16 protein-coding genes are annotated in these 14,804 nt (G+C 66.0%); 6 read left to right on the forward strand and 10 right to left on the reverse strand.

All coding sequences use genetic code 11. The features are described 5' to 3' along the window. Window positions 1-64: 64 nt before the first annotated feature. Together QZ409_RS01340 and aroB are read right to left on the reverse strand one after the other, a co-directional pair. The gene (locus QZ409_RS01340; RefSeq protein WP_296706274.1) at window positions 65-1,345 is read right to left on the reverse strand and encodes an HlyC/CorC family transporter; all 1,281 of its coding nucleotides are present in this window, start codon (window positions 1,343-1,345) and stop codon (window positions 65-67) included. Window positions 1,346-1,377: 32 nt separating this feature from the next. Then, entirely contained in the window at window positions 1,378-3,150 is a 1,773-nt protein-coding gene (gene aroB / locus QZ409_RS01345) for a 3-dehydroquinate synthase (RefSeq protein ID WP_296706276.1), read from the reverse strand. 84 nt (window positions 3,151-3,234) lie between these two features. Between aroB and QZ409_RS01350 the strand changes: the two genes are divergently transcribed. The 3 genes from QZ409_RS01350 (at window position 3,235) to QZ409_RS01360 (ending at window position 5,971) form a co-directional block, all read left to right on the forward strand. After that, a complete protein-coding gene (locus tag QZ409_RS01350) occupies window positions 3,235-3,378 on the forward strand; it encodes a histidine kinase (RefSeq protein ID WP_296706277.1) in 144 nt (47 codons plus the stop codon). Then, window positions 3,375-4,355, forward strand: coding sequence for a site-specific tyrosine recombinase XerD (locus QZ409_RS01355; RefSeq protein WP_296706279.1), 981 nt, complete (start codon window positions 3,375-3,377; stop codon window positions 4,353-4,355). The genes QZ409_RS01350 and QZ409_RS01355 overlap by 4 nt, the downstream gene beginning before the upstream one ends. 128 nt (window positions 4,356-4,483) lie before the next feature. Beyond that, on the forward strand, window positions 4,484-5,971 hold the full coding sequence (locus QZ409_RS01360; RefSeq protein WP_296706280.1) for a PAS domain-containing methyl-accepting chemotaxis protein: 1,488 nt from the start codon (window positions 4,484-4,486) through the stop codon (window positions 5,969-5,971). Window positions 5,972-6,038: 67 nt separating this feature from the next. On the opposite strand, the gene metW is transcribed toward QZ409_RS01360, so the two are convergent. Further along, on the reverse strand, window positions 6,039-6,686 hold the full coding sequence (metW, locus tag QZ409_RS01365; protein WP_296706281.1) for a methionine biosynthesis protein MetW: 648 nt from the start codon (window positions 6,684-6,686) through the stop codon (window positions 6,039-6,041). Window positions 6,687-6,688: 2 nt separating this feature from the next. After that, window positions 6,689-7,876 (reverse strand): homoserine O-acetyltransferase, encoded by a 1,188-nt coding sequence (locus tag QZ409_RS01370; protein WP_342394820.1) that lies wholly within the window; start codon window positions 7,874-7,876, stop codon window positions 6,689-6,691. Between the two features lie 180 nt (window positions 7,877-8,056). Between QZ409_RS01370 and QZ409_RS01375 the strand changes: the two genes are divergently transcribed. After that, a complete protein-coding gene (locus QZ409_RS01375; protein WP_296706283.1) occupies window positions 8,057-8,905 on the forward strand; it encodes a chorismate mutase in 849 nt (282 codons plus the stop codon). Here QZ409_RS01375 and QZ409_RS01380 read toward each other — a convergent pair. The 5 genes from QZ409_RS01380 to ftsE form a co-directional block, all read right to left on the reverse strand. Further along, a complete protein-coding gene (locus QZ409_RS01380; RefSeq protein ID WP_296706285.1) occupies window positions 8,899-9,909 on the reverse strand; it encodes a DUF2125 domain-containing protein in 1,011 nt (336 codons plus the stop codon). The two genes, QZ409_RS01375 and QZ409_RS01380, sit on opposite strands and share 7 nt — an antisense overlap. A gap of 89 nt (window positions 9,910-9,998) precedes the next feature. After that, window positions 9,999-10,379, reverse strand: coding sequence for a hypothetical protein (locus QZ409_RS01385; RefSeq protein ID WP_296706287.1), 381 nt, complete (start codon window positions 10,377-10,379; stop codon window positions 9,999-10,001). 59 nt (window positions 10,380-10,438) lie between these two features. Further along, window positions 10,439-11,230 (reverse strand): lysophospholipid acyltransferase family protein, encoded by a 792-nt coding sequence (locus tag QZ409_RS01390; RefSeq protein WP_296706289.1) that lies wholly within the window; start codon window positions 11,228-11,230, stop codon window positions 10,439-10,441. Window positions 11,231-11,315: 85 nt separating this feature from the next. Beyond that, on the reverse strand, window positions 11,316-12,278 hold the full coding sequence (locus QZ409_RS01395; RefSeq protein ID WP_296706291.1) for an ABC transporter permease: 963 nt from the start codon (window positions 12,276-12,278) through the stop codon (window positions 11,316-11,318). An 8-nt stretch (window positions 12,279-12,286) separates the two neighbouring features. Then, window positions 12,287-12,949: a cell division ATP-binding protein FtsE gene (gene ftsE, locus QZ409_RS01400; RefSeq protein WP_296706293.1), complete on the reverse strand. Its 663-nt coding sequence runs from the start codon at window positions 12,947-12,949 to the stop codon at window positions 12,287-12,289. Window positions 12,950-13,095: 146 nt separating this feature from the next. Between ftsE and QZ409_RS01405 the strand changes: the two genes are divergently transcribed. Together QZ409_RS01405 and hpt are read left to right on the forward strand one after the other, a co-directional pair. Continuing rightward, window positions 13,096-13,719: a DUF3426 domain-containing protein gene (locus QZ409_RS01405; RefSeq protein ID WP_296706295.1), complete on the forward strand. Its 624-nt coding sequence runs from the start codon at window positions 13,096-13,098 to the stop codon at window positions 13,717-13,719. Further along, window positions 13,716-14,249 carry a hypoxanthine phosphoribosyltransferase gene (hpt, locus tag QZ409_RS01410; protein WP_296706297.1) on the forward strand — a complete coding sequence of 178 codons (534 nt, stop codon included), beginning with the start codon at window positions 13,716-13,718 and terminating at the stop codon, window positions 14,247-14,249. Before QZ409_RS01405 ends, hpt begins: the two co-directional genes overlap by 4 nt. Here the strand turns inward: hpt and thpR are convergent, their stop codons facing one another. Then, a complete protein-coding gene (thpR, locus tag QZ409_RS01415) occupies window positions 14,250-14,795 on the reverse strand; it encodes an RNA 2',3'-cyclic phosphodiesterase (RefSeq protein WP_296706299.1) in 546 nt (181 codons plus the stop codon). It abuts the gene before it with no gap. Window positions 14,796-14,804 lie beyond the last annotated feature (9 nt).

Here is a 14,804-nt window from a genome sequence, read left to right on the forward strand (position 1 = left end):
TTAAACCCGACGCCCCACGAGACGAGCGATGAGACGCCCCACGAGCGGCGGCGCACTGCTCCCCTCAGGCCTCGCGGCCTTCCGCCTTCTGCTCCGGCGTCAGGCGCAGCAGCGTGATGCGGTTGCGCTGCTTGCGCAGCACCTCGAAGCGGAAGCCGTGGAAGGTGAATTTCTGGCCCTGCTCGGGAATGGCGCGCGCCTCGTGAATGACGAGGCCCGCGATGGTCGTGGCCTCTTCGTCGGGTAGATCCCAGGCCATGACGCGGTTGAGGTCGCGGATCGGCGCCGAGCCCTCGACGATGACCGAACCATCGGTCTGGCGCCGCACGCCGACCACGGCGACGTCATGCTCGTCACGGATATCGCCGACGATCTCCTCCAGAATGTCTTCCAGCGTGACCAGGCCCTGGACGTCGCCATATTCGTCGACCACGAGCGCGAAATGGGTCTTGCGCTTGCGGAAGGCCTGCAATTGCGCCTCCAGCGTGGTCGTGTCCGGCACGAACCAGGGGGCGACGGTGATCGGTTCCAGTCTGACCTGGCTGGCGTCGCCATTGGCGTCGCTCATCGCCCGGAGCAAGTCCTTGGCGTGCAGGACGCCGATGATGTTGTCGGGCGTTCCGCGCCACAGCGGCACGCGGGTATAGGGCGAGGCGACGACTTCGCGCACGAGGTCGGCGATGGGCGCATCGGCGTCGAGGGCGACCATCTTGGTGCGATGGACCATGACGTCCGAGACGGCCAGCTCCTTGAGGTCGAGCAGGCCGCCGAACATGTCGCGGTCGGCGCGGGCGACGCCGCCCTCCCTGTGCATCAGGTCGACCGCGCTTTTCAGCTCCTCCTGCGGCGAGAGCAGGGCGTGTTTCTCGTCGAGTCGCAGGCCGCAGAGAAAAAGCGCGCCGCGCACCACCGCCTCGACCATATAGAGGATCGGCCCGAACACGGTGACGCAGACGGAAACGATCGGCGCCACGATCAGGGAGGTGCGGTCGGGATAATTGATGGCGATGGTCTTGGGCAGGACTTCGGCGAAGACCAGCAGCAGCACGGTCATGGCGATCGTGGCGTAGAGCGCCCCGCTCTCGCCGACCGCCGCCACCAGGACCGTGGTGAGCAAGGCCGAGGAGCCGATGTTGAAGAGCGTATTGCCAAGCAGCATGGTGCCGATCAGGCGGTCGCGTCCGCCCAGCAGCCGGTTGACCATGGCCGCGCGCGCGCCGCCCTGCTTTTCGAGGGCGTGCATGCGGGCGCGCGAAGCCGCCGTCATCGCCGTTTCGGAAGCCGAAAACAGCGCGGAGGCCAGAATGCAGAAAAACAGGATCGCCGCCGCGACCCAAATGTTCATCGACGTTACGCCGCCTCCGCCATGCATTTCGATCAGGCTCCCGCGCGCAATTCGTCTTCGAGGAAGGCGCGCACGGCCTCCGGCTCGACATTTTTGGCGATGAAACTCGCGCCGATGCCGCGCGCGAGGATGAAAGTGAGCGCGCCGCGCTTCACCTTCTTGTCCTGCGCCATGGCCGCGACGATGGCGTCGGCGCCGGCGCTCCACCCCTTGATGTCGCGGATGCGCGTCGGAAGGCCGACCGCGCGGAGATGAGCCTCCACCCGCTCCGCGTCTTCCGCCGGGCACAGGCCGGCGCGGACGGAATAGCGGAAGGCGCAGGCCATGCCGATCGCCACGCCCTCGCCATGGACCAGGCGGGCGCTGTCATAGGCGACGAGCTTTTCGAGCGCATGGCCGAAGGTGTGCCCCAGATTAAGCAGGGCGCGGTCGCCCTGTTCGGTCTCGTCGCGGGCGACCACGGCCGCTTTCGATTCGCAGCTGACCGCAATGGCGTGTCCCAGTTCCGGCCCGCGTGAAAAGACCGCCGGCCAGTGCTTTTCCAGCCAGGCGAAGAAATCGGGCCGGTCGATCAGGCCATATTTGACCACTTCCGCATAGCCCGCGGCGAATTCGCGCGGCGGCAAGGTGGCGAGGCTGTCGGTGTCCGCCAGCACGAGCGATGGCTGATGAAAGGCGCCGACAAGATTCTTGCCATGTCCGGAATTGACGCCGGTCTTGCCGCCGACGGAGGAATCGACCTGCGAGAGCACCGTGGTCGGGACCTGCACAAAGCCCATGCCGCGCCGCAGGCAAGCCGCGACAAAGCCGGTGAGGTCGCCGACGACGCCGCCGCCCAGCGCGACCAGGAAATCGCCGCGCTCCATTTTCGCTTCGAGCGCCGCTTCGCAGAGCTGTTCGAAATGGGCGTAGGTCTTGGTGGTCTCGCCCGCCGGCAGGACGATGTGGTCGTGACGGACGCCTGCGGCGTCGAAGCTCGCCTGCAGGGGCGCGAGCCAGCGCGGCGCGACATTGACGTCGGTCACGATGAAGGCGCTGGCGCCCGGCGCCAGCTGGGCGAGCCGCTCGCCCGCATGCGCGATGAGATTGGGTCCGATGAAAATGTCATAGGCCCGGTCGCCGAGGGCGACATGGACGCTGGTCGAGGCGGGGGGCAGGGCGGGAGCGTTCATGTCGGGGGTGAAATGTCCTTTTTGGGCCAGGAGGCTTTCGAGCGCGACGAGGATTTCCTCGATGATCGTCTCGTGGGGGGCGTCGCGCGAGGCGACGGCAAGATCGGCCTCGGCATAGACGGGATAGCGGTCCTCGATGAGGCGGCGCATCACACCTTCAGGGTCCGGGCCCTGTAGCAGCGGGCGGGTGGGTCGCTTGCGCACGCGGCGCATCAGCACGTCGAAATCGGCCTTGAGCCAGATCGAGACGGCGTGGCTGCGAATCAGTCCGCGCGTCTGCGGCTGAATGAACGCGCCCCCGCCGGTGGCGATGACGCGCTCGCCTTCGCCGATGAGGCGCGCCAGCACCCTCCTTTCGCCGTCGCGGAAATAGGCCTCGCCGTGGGAAGCGAAGATTTCCGCGATCGTCATGCGATGAGCGGCTTCGATTTCATGGTCCGAATCGATGAAGGGCAGGCCAAGCCTTTGCGCGAGGCGCTTGCCGATCGCGGTCTTGCCCGATCCCATCATGCCGACAAGCACGAGGGGGCGGCCCGCCAGACGATTGACGATCGCTTGCGTGCGCGTATCGCGAGGCGGCGGAGCAGCCGTCTCCGGCGGATGAACGATGGCTTGATCCCACATGATCGGCATGTACTATCATGTCGCGCGCGCAAATTGTATCTGGCTTTAGCCGTGATCGCATCCGGTTTTGGCGGCGGTCGCGCGGAGACATTCATGCCCAGCCTGTTCCGTTTTCTTCTTGTCATCGGCCTGATTGCCGGGGCGGCTTTCGTCGGCATGGCCGCGCTGGTCGCTTTTGTCGAGCCGCAGCCGCGCGAGATGAGCCAGCCGGTGCCGCCGAACGTCCTCAACAAATGACCGAAACCGCCGCGAAACCGCCCGCGCGCGCGGCGATCGCGGATTTTCTCGAGATGCTCGCCGCCGAGCGCGGCGCGGCGCGGAACACGCTGGACGCCTATGCTCGCGATCTTGGCGACTATGTGCTGGCGCTCGCGCGGCGGGGCCGCGAGCCGCTGACGGCGACGATTCAGGATATTCGCGATTATCTCTCGAGCCTGGCGGAAGCCGGGCTCAAGCCGTCGTCCTCGGCGCGCAAACTATCCGCGATTCGGCAATTCCATCGCTTTCTCGCCGCTGAAGAGCGGCGGGCCGATGACCCCGCCGTGCTGCTCGAAGGCCCGCGGCAGGGCCGGCGGCTGCCAAAAATCCTTTCGATCGCAGAAGTGGACGCGATCCTGCGCGTCTGCCGCGAGGGGCTGGACGATCCCGCCCGCCCGGCCGAGGAGCGGCTGCGCGCGCGCCGCGCCGCCTGTCTGGTCGAAGTGCTCTATGCGTCCGGACTTCGCGTCTCGGAACTCGTGGCGCTGCCGCTGGCGGCGGCCAAACAGGCCGAGAAGGCGCCCGAGCGGGGCGGCGGCTTCCTCACGATCAAGGGCAAGGGCGGGCGCGAGAGGCTCGCGCCGCTCACCGCCGCCGCGCGCGAGGCCATGGCGGCCTATCGCACCGCCCTGCTGGAGCTTCATCCGGCGGCGGCGGCGCAGAAATGGCTTTTTCCCTCGGACGGCGAGAGCGGGCATCTCACGCGGCAGGTCTTCGCGCGCGAGTTGAAATTTCTTGCGGCGGCGGCGGGCGTCAAGCCCGAGCGCGTCAGCCCCCACGTGCTGCGTCACGCCTTCGCCAGCCATTTGCTGCAAAATGGCGCCGACCTGCGCATCGTGCAGGAATTGCTCGGCCATGCCGACATCGCCACCACGCAAATCTACACCCATGTCCTCGACGAGCGCCTCAAGGCGATGGTGCGCGACCTGCATCCGCTCAATGACGACGAGGCGTAACGCTCGCTCTGCGAAGGCCGTCGCCGGATTAAGCCAAAATCAACTATTACACGCTATAGTTGTAATTATGACTGGCGCAATCCAAGACGTTTGGCGCGACGAACGCCGCAAAAATGCGAGGGGATGGAATGACTTTCCTGTTTTCGGGCGAAGGCGCGCTGCATCGCGCGGCTTTCGAGGCTCTGCATCGCTCGCAGGCCGTGATTCAATTCGACCTTGACGGGACGATCCTTGCGGCGAACGACAGCTTTCTGGAGACGATGGGCTATCGCCTCGACGAGATCGTTGGAAAGAAACACGCAATTTTCATCGATCCGCGCGAGCGCGACAGCGCCGAATATCGAGCGTTCTGGGACGATCTGCGCGCCGGAAAGTGGCGCCGCGACGAATTCAAGCGCATCGCCAAATCTGGCAAGCCGGTCTGGATCCAGGCGACCTATAATCCGCTGCTGGACAAGTCCGGCAAGCCTTTCCGCATCGTCAAATTCGCGATGGACGCGACCGCGCAAAAGCTTGCCGCCGCCTATGCCCAGTGGCAGATCGACGCGATCCGGCGCGCGCAGGCGGTGATCGAGTTCGAGATCGACGGCACGATCGTCTCGGCCAATGAGAAATTCCTGGCGGCGCTTGGCTACAGGCTGGAGGAAATCGTCGGACGGCGCCATTCCATCTTCGTCGATCCCGCGGAGCAGCGAACCGAAGCCTATCGCAGCTTCTGGAGCCGTCTCGGCCAGGGCGAATATTCGAGCGGCCAGTTTCGACGCATCGCCAAGGATGGCCATGAAGTCTGGATCCAGGGCTCCTATAATCCGATCTTCGATCTCGAAGGCAAGCCGTTCCGGGTGGTCAAATTCGCGACCGACATCACCGAGCAGGTCCAGCAGCAGAACCGCCGGACCGAAACCTTCCGCAAGGTGGACGATCAGATCGGCGAAATGACCGAATCGGTCTCCTCCGTATCCAACGAGGCGGTGGAGGCGGCGGCGGCCTCCAGCCAGACCTCGGGCAATGTGCAGGCTGTGGCGGCCGGGGCCGAGGAGCTTTCGGCCTCATTCCATGAAATCGCGCGCCAGGTGGCCCACGCCAGCGATATTGCGCAAAAGGCGGTGTCGCAGGCCGGCGGCGCCACCAATCTGGTTTCGACGCTCGCCGACGACGCCCAAAAGATCGGGGAAATCGTCAACCTCATCAATGATATCGCGTCGCAGACCAATCTGCTCGCCCTCAACGCCACCATAGAGGCGGCGCGCGCGGGCGAGGCGGGCCGCGGTTTCGCGGTGGTCGCGGCGGAAGTGAAGTCGCTCGCTACGCGCACGGCCCGGGCGACGGATGAAATCGGCGAGCAGGTGGCCTCCGTGCGCGCCTCGACCGCCGGGGTCGCCAGCGCCATTGAGACCATCGCCGGCATCATCGCGACTATCAACGAGATCACGGCCTCGATTGCCGGCTCGGTTCAGGCGCAAAGCGCGGTGACGACGGACATGTCGGAGAACATGCAGGTCGCGGCCAAGGGCGTCGAAGCGATCACCGCCTCGATGAACGCGATTGCGCAATCGACCGTCAGGATCGATTCGGCGGCCAAATCGGTGCGGGACATTTCCCGTACGGCGGCTTAGTCGCGGCTGCGCCTGACCAAGCTCCGCAGGTAAAAGCCCGCAGGTTTTTTGCCGCCTGGTCTTGGCGTCAATCCTTCGTCTGGCGTTCGAGCAGGAAGACGCCCTGTTCGCCGAACAGGTTCCACGCCCACCAGGGCGCATTGACGCGAATCTGTGCGCCGCTGCTGTTCATCGCGACTGCGCGGAGAATGCGCGCGTCCACGACGCCCACCAGATTGACGAAATCCTTGATGGTGCAGAGGTGAATATTGGGCGTCTCGTACCAGGCGTAGGAGAGGTTTTCGGTGATCGGCATCCGGCCGCGCACGCCCAGTTGCCAGCGGATGCGCCAGTGGCCGAAATTGGGGAAGGAGACGATGGCGCGCTTGCCGATCCGCATCATCTGCTCCAGCACTTTGCGCGGATTGCGCGTCGCCTGAAGCGTCTGCGACAGAATGACGTAATCGAAGCCGTCGTCGGGATAATCCGCGAGATCGACGTCGGCGTCGCCCTGGACCACCGAAAGGCCCTTGGCGACGCAATGATTGACGCCCTTTTGCGAAATTTCCACGCCCCGCGCGTCCACATTCCTGGTATCGGCGAGCAGGCGCAGCAATTCGCCGTCGCCGCAGCCGACATCGAGCACGCGGGCGCCATGTTCGACCATGCTGGCGACGAGCAGGAGGTCGATGCGCGTGAGCGCGGTCTGAGGCATTTCGCCGCCGCTCTGGCTCATGATCATGCGCTTCCCTTTTCGCTCAAGCCCCGCGCCCGCGCCGCGCCGCGCAGGAAGCCGCGCGTGGTGGCGACGAAATCGGGCTCCTCCAGCAGGAAGGCGTCATGGCCCTTGTCGGTCTCGATCTCGACGAAGGAGACCGGGGCGCCGCCCGCGTTGAGGGCGTGGACGATCGCGCGCGATTCGGCGGTGGTATAAAGCCAGTCGGAGGTGAAAGAGACGACGCAAAAGCGGCTTTTCGCGCCGGAGAAGGCGCGAGCGAGCGAGCCGCCGTAATCTCCCGCGAGGTCGAAATAATCGCAGGCGCGGGTGACATAGAGATAGGAATTGGCGTCGAAGCGGTCGACGAAGGTCGAGCCCTGGTAACGCAGGTAGTTCTCGATCTGGAAATCGGCGTCGAAGGAGAAGGTCGGTTCGGCGCGGTCCTGCAATTTGCGGCCGAACTTGCGTTGCAGCGCCTCGTCCGAGAGATAGGTGATATGGGCCGCCATGCGGGCGACGGCGAGGCCCTTGGCCGGGCGCACGCCCTGATCCGAATAGCGCCCGCCGCGCCAGTCCGGATCGGCCATGACCGCCTGGCGACCGACCTCGTGGAAGGCGATGTTCTGGGAGGAATGGCGCGCGGCCGTGGCGATGGGCATGGCGGAAAAGACGCGCTCCGGATAGAGCGCGGCCCATTGCAGCACCTGCATGCCGCCCATGGAGCCGCCGGCGACGCAAAACAGCGTATCGATGCCCAGCCGGTCGATCAGCATGGCCTGCGCCCGGACCATGTCCGCGATCGTGACCATGGGAAGCGTGAGGCCATAGGGCCGGCCAGTCGTCGGATCGATCGAGGCGGGGCCGGTCGTGCCCATGCAGCCGCCGAGCACATTCGAGCAGATGATGAAGAATTTCTCGGTGTCGAACGGGCGCCCGGGTCCGACCAGCGCCGACCACCAGCCGGGCTTGCCGGTCAGCGGGTGGCGGTTGGCGACATGCTGGTCGCCGGTCAGCGCGTGGCAGAGCAGGATGGCGTTGGATTTATCGGCGTTCAGCTCGCCATAGGTCTGGTATGCGATGGTGAAGGGGCTGAGCGACACGCCCGCCGTCATGGCAAGCGGCTGCGATCCGTCGAACACGGCGACCTGGCTATGCGGCTGCGCGGCCTCGGCCAGACTGGAATGGGTGTCGGAGGACGGGTCGGTCAAGAGCTCAGCTTGTTCGATTTTCCGAACGAATCGTTTGTTAGATAGGAGAACGGGCGCCGGGAAGTCAAGGAAAGCTGGCGCGACGCGCGGCGCCGCCGGCGTTTGCTTGCGGCTCCGCGCCGTCTATAGATGGGGCCTGTCGAAACCGGCGCAATGCGCGTCATGAAGAGCGACCGAGCAATGAGCGAACCGACCGCCCTGGAGTCCCTGGCTGAACTGCGAATGGAAATCGACCGGATCGACGGCGAAATGCACGATCTCCTGATCGCGCGCGGCGAAATCATCGACACCCTGATTGCGGTCAAGGCGCGCCAGGGCGGCGGATCGGCGTTCCGGCCGGGCCGCGAGGCGGACATGATGCGGGTCATCGCGGCGCGCCATCGCGGACGCCTGCCGCTCGACACGGTCGAGAGCATCTGGCGGGTCATCATTTCGACCTTCACCTTCGTCCAATCGCATTATTCCGTTCACGCGGACCTGTCGGGCGGCGACGCCGCGATGCGTGATTCGGCGCGTTTTCACTTCGGTTTCACCGTGCCATTGCTCGGCCATGCGAGTCCGGGCGAAACCATAGCGGGGGTGGCCGGCTCCGCGCGACCGGACGGCGGCGGCGACCTCGGCATGTTGCGGGCCGCCTGGCGGGCCGGGGACGGGCGATGGTGGGAAAGCCTTGCGGCGGAGGGCGCGCCGAAAATTATCGCCCGACTGCCTTTTGTCGAGCGGCCGGACCATCCGGCCAGCCTGCCGGTCTTCATCATTTCCAATCCGCTGGCCGAGGCGGCGGCGCGCGACGTCGCGCTGTTCTCCGCGCAATGGCCTTCCGGCGCGCCGGATGACGCCGCTTTCCGGGCCTTGTCTTGCGAATGTCTGGCGCGGGTCGAGAGCCCCGAGGGAGCGTCGCTGCTGGTTTCGGCGCCGGGCGACTGGAGCGCCGAAAAATTCGCCGCCGCCTTGAATCCGGCGTCGCAAAATGTCGCCTGGATCGGCAGCCATGCCGAGCGTTTCGCTCTGCCTTCAAAGGATCAATAAAGCGGCGGAACCGTCGCGGGCAGCCTGACAGGCCCCAGATAGGCCTGGCCATTGGCCAGCGTCAGCGGCAGGGAAAGCGTATCTGCCTTCGCGCCTTGAGCGGGCGGCTTTCCGAGCAGCGCGCCGAGGACGGCGTTGACCTGCGTGGCGGCGACGGGGACGCCGAGACGCGCGAGCAAGGGCCCCGCGCCTTCCGCCGTGACATTCAGCTTGCCGACGGGCCGATGGGCGTCGTCGAGCGACAGCGCGCCGTCGATCTTGAGATTGAGATCGCCGGCCTGCCATTGCAGCTGGTCGATGACGACGGCGCCCGACTTTTTCCGCCAGTCCTCCACAGCTGCGCGGAAATCCGCCGCGGCGCCGGGGACGGGCGAGACCTTGCCGCTGAGCGTGAAACGGCCGAGATCGTTTTTCTGCAACAAGGCCTGCAGCGCCGGCAGATTCAGGCCCTCGCCGGTCAGTTCGAAGCGCATGACCCCGGGACCTTCCCCCACCTGCGGCGTCGCCTTCGCGGTCAGACTTTGCAGATTGAAGGCGAGGCCGGCCTGAGGCGTTTCGGGCCGCCAGTCCAGCGCTTTCATGTCCAGCCGCGCCTCGGACAGGCCGGACAGCGACCAGGCGATATCGAGCGTCATTCCGTCATGGCGCAGTTTCGCCAGCGGGCCGCCGCCGGATTTCTGCACGACCAGCGGGCTCGAGAGTGTGAGCAGGATGTGATTGGGCGAAAACAGGCTGGCTTCGCCATGGGCCTCCTCGGCCCCGAACAGGACGACTTCGTCGCCGATGCGCACGGGCGCGGTGAATTCGGCGCAGCTGAGTTTCAGGCGGAAGGGAAAGCCGCCGATGTCGCTGGTTCGGCAGAGATCGGCCAGCGAAACGCCGCCAAGCGCGCGCTTGTCCATGTAGCTCGCGAGGCGGTGGGCGGAATAGAGCCAGAACTCCCCGAGCGCGAGGCAGAGCAGGACGACGAGGCCGATGAGCAGGGGGCGGCGGTAGCGAGCCATGAAAATTTCCTGACGCCGGACGCGGCGCCCGGCGATTCGGCGGCCATCCTAAAACAAAATGAGGCTCAACCGCGACCGAGCGCCGAAAATCAGGCGGCGAGCCGCCGTTCCGGGGCGAGATCGCGCAGGACGAAGGCGCGCTCTTCAGGCGTTTCCGCGAGAAGATGGACATGCCATTCGGTGGCGCCGCTGGCGCGCGCCCGCTGCGTCCAGAGGCGGAAATCATCGCGCTCTTCGTTCAAGCCGGGCTGGAACGTGAACAGAAGGACCGCGCCAGAAGCTTTGCGGCGCACGGCGGCGATGACGGCGCGGCGGCAATCGAAGGCCGGCGGCTCGCCCACGGAATAGACCGAGCAAATATAGCGCCGCCCCGAAGCGCCGACCCAGCTATGGAATAGCTTCTCCAGCCCGGTCCGGGTGAGACTGGCCAGTGGGCTGTTGGTTGCGGCGGAGGACGGCTGGCGATTCATGTTCTGTCCCTGCATGACGAAACGTGATGCCAACAAACAAGAACAAACAGGGGGTAAAGTCAATCGCCGGGGAGCGCTGCCTCGCCGTTTTTTTCCAGCGGGCTTTTGTCCAGATTGCCCGCGAGGCCGGGATTGCTGGCCAGAGCCTCGTCGATCAGCCGGTTGGTCGCCTTTTCCAACCGTTCCTGAAGAACCTTGCTGAATTCGCCGTGCGGCATGCCCGCCGGGATAACGGGGAGGAACTCGATCACGCAGGTTCCGGGCTGGCGCAGGAAGGTGCGACGCGGCCAGAACAGGCCGGAATTGAGCGCCGCCGGCACGCAGGGCGCCTTGGCGGCGGCATAGAGATGGTTGACCCCGCTCTTGTAGAGCGGCGGCGCTCCGGCGGGACGGCGGGTCCCTTCGGGAAAGATGAAAATGACGCGGCCTTCGGCGATGGCCGCGCCCGCCTGCTGGACGAGATCGCGCAAGGCGGCGCTACGGCTCTTGCGGTCGATGGCGATCTGGTTGCTCAGCTTCAGATATTGCCCGAACAGCGGGATGAAAAGCAGCTCGCGTTTCAGGATATAGGTGAAATCCTCGACCTGCGTGACGAGGGCGAAGGTCTCGAGCGCCGACTGATGCTTGGCGGCGATAATGCAACCCTGATGCAGGAGATTGTCGACGCCGCGAAACTCGACCTTCACGCCGCAAATCTTGTCCAGCAGCCACAGCGAGGTCCAGCCCCAGGCGCGCGCCACTTTCAGAATGGCGCGGCGGCCAAAAAACAGCGTCGGGAGGCCGCCGATCGCGATGATGGCCGTGCCGACATAGAAGGCGATGTTGAACAGCAGGGAGCGCAGATAAATCATGGGCCTCTTTTGCCGGAGGCCTGCCCAAATGAAAAGCCCGCGCACGCTATCCGGGGCTTTCCGCGCGGCCTGTCACGCAAAAGCCTCAGTCCTTGACGTCGTAGAACTCGCCCAGCGCGCGAAAGACGATGATGCGCGACATCAGCCCGGCGATCAGGGCCACGGTGACGGAAATCGCGGCGATGGCGACAATTCCGCCCCAGCCCAGCGAAAAGGAGCCGAACAGCGCTTCGGCCTGTTCGCCGCCGGCGCTCGTCGTCCATTGCCGCGAGAGAAAGCCGAGCAGCAGGAAGAGCAAGAGAGCCGCCCCGCCGCCCGCCGCCCCGCCGCGCAGGCCAAGCCGCAGGAAATGAAACTGAAATTGCCGCGCGATGAAGCTATCCGCCGCGCCGACAAAATGCAGCGCCTCAATGATTTCGCGATTTCCCGCCATTGCGCCGCGGGTGGCGAAGCCGACGGCGAGCGCCATGGCGATCATCACCAGCACGAAAATGGCGACGGCGGCGCCCACCACGACCTGGGCCATGGTGTCGAGGCGCTGCATCCAGGCGCCGTGATCGTCGAGGCTGGCGTTGGGCACGGCGGCGTCGAGGGCGGCGCGCAGGCCGATTTCATCGAGCTTCTTTTGCGGGTCGCGCCGCACCACGATCATGCGCGGCGTCGGCAACTGGCTGAGGTCCAGGCCGGCGCCGAGCCACGGCGCCAGCAATTCCTCGGACTCCTGGCGCGTGAAGGCGCGCGCCTCCGCGACCCCGGGGAAGCCGGCGGCGATGCTCGCGGCCTTGGCGGAATCGGCGTCGATGTCGCGGGCCGCGCGGGGCGTGACCTGAATGGTCATTTCGACGCCCACGGCGCCGCGCCATTCGCGCGAGGCGTCGGCGAGAACAAAGGCGAAGCCGGCTGTGAGCGCGGCGAGGAAGGTCATGATCGCGATGACGATGGCCAGGGCCCGACCGGCCACCGTCGCGGCGGGGACCAGCGGGGTCTGGCTCCATTCGTCCTCGATCGTCGGCGGCCGGGATGAAAAGGGGGTGGAGTGTTCGTCCATGGGCGCGCTCAATCGTAAATATGCAGGCGGCCGTCGCCCAGCACCAGCCGGCGCGCGCCGTCGAACTGGTCCATCAGGGCGAGGTCATGGGTGGCGATCACCACCGAGGTGCCGGATTTGTGCAGTTCGAGAAAGAGCCGCATCAGGCGCCGCGCCAGCGGCGGATCGACATTGCCGGTCGGCTCGTCGGCGAGGAGCAATTGGGGCCGCATGATCAGGGCGCGGGCGATGGCCGCCCTTTGCTTCTCGCCGCCGGAAAGGACCGGCGGGTAGACATGCATGCGCTCGCCAAGCCCGACCCAGCCCAGAAGCTCCCTGACCTCCGAGCGATAGCTCGCCTCGTCGCGCTCCTGCACGCGCAACGGCAGGGCGACGTTCTGATAGGTGGTGAGGTGGTCGAGCAGTCGGAAATCCTGGAACACCACGCCGACCTTGCGGCGCAGGGCGGTGAGCCCGGGCTTGTCGAGTTCGGCGGAATCCTTGCCAAACAGCGTGATGAGGCCGCGCGTGGGCGGCAGGGCCAGCAGGATAAGGCGCAGCAAGGTGGTCTTGCCGGCGCCGGAAGGGCCGGTCAGGAACTGGAATGTTTGGGGCGCGATGTCGAAAGTAATGTCGCGCAGGATTTCGTCGCCCATCCCATATCGCAAGCCGACATTCTCGAACCGGATCAAGAAAAGCTCCCTGACAAGGCGCGCCGCAAGCCAGACCGCGCGAAAGGCGCGGGCGAATCGCTTCCTTTTAACGCGCTTTTAACCATAGCAGCACACCAATGAATTGCGACAAATCGCGCAACTTCGTCCCCAGCCAAGGCGCTTTCATGCGATCCGCCACCTCGCTTCAGCCTCTCGACGTCCACGCCTTTGCCCCTCGCCAGTTCGGGCGTTCAGGTGGAGGAAGCGATGTCGGCGGGATCGCCGCCTCGTCGAGCCGCCGCGCCCTGCCGGGCGCCGGCGCTCCTTCCGCTCCGGACAAGCAGACGCGCGCGCTCCGCGCGCCGCGGCCCTGGACCTGGGTATTGGTCTTTCTTGCCGCCTGGGGCCTGCTGGTGGGGGGGCGGGCGCAGATCGTGCGCCTCGCGCCCGCCGCCGCGCCGTTATATACTGCGCTGGGCCTTGGCGTGAATCTTCGGCAAATGGCCATCGAAAAGGTCACGTCGCGCCTGGCGGACGAGGATGGCAGGCAGATCCTGATCGTCGAAGGCGGGATCCGCAATCTCGCGGAAGCGCCGCGCGTGGCGCCGCGCATGCGCCTCTCGGTGCTCGACGCCACCGGACGGGAAATCTATTTCTGGACCGCCGCGCCGCCTAAAGCGCGGCTGGCCGTGGGCGAAACGGCGCAGTTTCGCGCCCGCCTCGCCGCGCCGCCCAAGGAAGGCAGCGACGTGCGCGTTCGCTTCGCGGGAGACGCAGACGCAGGACAGTCGCCGGGATACGCCCGGTGAACAGCCGGGAAGCGCAAGTACTCATCGACGCGGCCGCTCTGGCCGCCCGCATCGAGGATATGGCGGCGGCGATCGCGGCATCGGCGCCGCGCGACCTCATTGCGATCCCGATCATGACCGGCGCCTTCGTCTTCGCGGCCGATCTCCTGCGCGCGATGCATCGCCACGGTCTGGCCCCGGAGGTCGATTTCATCCAGATCGCCAGCTATGGCGCGGGAACGGAGTCCTCTGGCCAGACCGAGCTATTACGCGACCTTCAAGCCGAAGTGGCGGGCCGCGACGCGCTGCTGATCGACGATATTCTCGAATCGGGCCGCACGTTGGCCTTTGCGAAGCAATTGCTGCTGGAGCGCGGCGCGCGTCGCGTCCTGATCGCCGCGCTGTTGGAAAAGCCGCATAAGAAGCAGATCGAAATCAACGCGGATTTCGTCGGCTTTGCCTGTCCAGACCGCTTCGTCGTCGGCTATGGCATGGATTACGCCGGAAATTACCGGCAACTTCCCTTCGTTGGCGCGCTCGACGGGTTGTAGTCAGGCGAAGGGATAGTCGGCCTCAACCCGGTAAGGCCCCCCCCCGACCGAATCCCGCGACGAATAGAGCGCAAAACGCCCGGCCTCGAAGGACAGAGCCAGCGGGAAGGCCCGCTCCGCTAGCCAGGCGCCGACCGCTTGCGGCTCCACGCCGCGCAGGCGCGCCAGCGTGATATGGGGCGCAAATTTGCGGGTTTCCGGCGCGAGGCCGTTGCGCCGGGCGATGGCCTCATGGGCCGCCTGCAGGCGCGACAGCAAGGGGTCCGCCTTCACGCGGGCATAAAGCGCGCGCGGCTGGCGTCCGCCGAACACGCCGATTTCATCAAGCGCGATATGCAGCGGCGCGGCGCCGCCGACCGCCTCGGTTTCGATCAGATCAGCGTCAAGCGCCTGCGCCGTCCATGTGTCGACATCGCCGAAAAAACGCAAGGTGATGTGATAATCCGCCGGCTCGATCCAGCGCGCGCCGAACAGGCCGCCGCGAAAATACGCCAGCTGCGCGGCGATCTCGGGCGGAATTTCGAAGGCTGTGAACAGGCGCGGCACGGCTCGTTT

The sequence above is a fragment of the Rhodoblastus sp. genome, assembly GCF_019449565.1.
Classification (GTDB): Bacteria; Pseudomonadota; Alphaproteobacteria; order Rhizobiales; family Beijerinckiaceae; genus Rhodoblastus.

What these genes read in the sequence shown, in the direction of transcription:
- QZ409_RS01340 (WP_296706274.1), bottom strand. Translation starts at nt 1,345, where the DNA reads ATGAACATTTGGGTCGCGGCGGCGATCCTGTTTTTCTGCATTCTGGCC.
- aroB (WP_296706276.1), bottom strand. Translation starts at nt 3,150, where the DNA reads ATGCCGATCATGTGGGATCAAGCCATCGTTCATCCGCCGGAGACGGCT.
- QZ409_RS01350 (WP_296706277.1), top strand. Translation starts at nt 3,235, where the DNA reads ATGCCCAGCCTGTTCCGTTTTCTTCTTGTCATCGGCCTGATTGCCGGG.
- QZ409_RS01355 (WP_296706279.1), top strand. Translation starts at nt 3,375, where the DNA reads ATGACCGAAACCGCCGCGAAACCGCCCGCGCGCGCGGCGATCGCGGAT.
- QZ409_RS01360 (WP_296706280.1), top strand. Translation starts at nt 4,484, where the DNA reads ATGACTTTCCTGTTTTCGGGCGAAGGCGCGCTGCATCGCGCGGCTTTC.
- metW (WP_296706281.1), bottom strand. Translation starts at nt 6,686, where the DNA reads ATGAGCCAGAGCGGCGGCGAAATGCCTCAGACCGCGCTCACGCGCATC.
- QZ409_RS01375 (WP_296706283.1), top strand. Translation starts at nt 8,057, where the DNA reads ATGAGCGAACCGACCGCCCTGGAGTCCCTGGCTGAACTGCGAATGGAA.
- QZ409_RS01380 (WP_296706285.1), bottom strand. Translation starts at nt 9,909, where the DNA reads ATGGCTCGCTACCGCCGCCCCCTGCTCATCGGCCTCGTCGTCCTGCTC.
- QZ409_RS01385 (WP_296706287.1), bottom strand. Translation starts at nt 10,379, where the DNA reads ATGAATCGCCAGCCGTCCTCCGCCGCAACCAACAGCCCACTGGCCAGT.
- QZ409_RS01390 (WP_296706289.1), bottom strand. Translation starts at nt 11,230, where the DNA reads ATGATTTATCTGCGCTCCCTGCTGTTCAACATCGCCTTCTATGTCGGC.
- QZ409_RS01395 (WP_296706291.1), bottom strand. Translation starts at nt 12,278, where the DNA reads ATGGACGAACACTCCACCCCCTTTTCATCCCGGCCGCCGACGATCGAG.
- QZ409_RS01405 (WP_296706295.1), top strand. Translation starts at nt 13,096, where the DNA reads ATGCGATCCGCCACCTCGCTTCAGCCTCTCGACGTCCACGCCTTTGCC.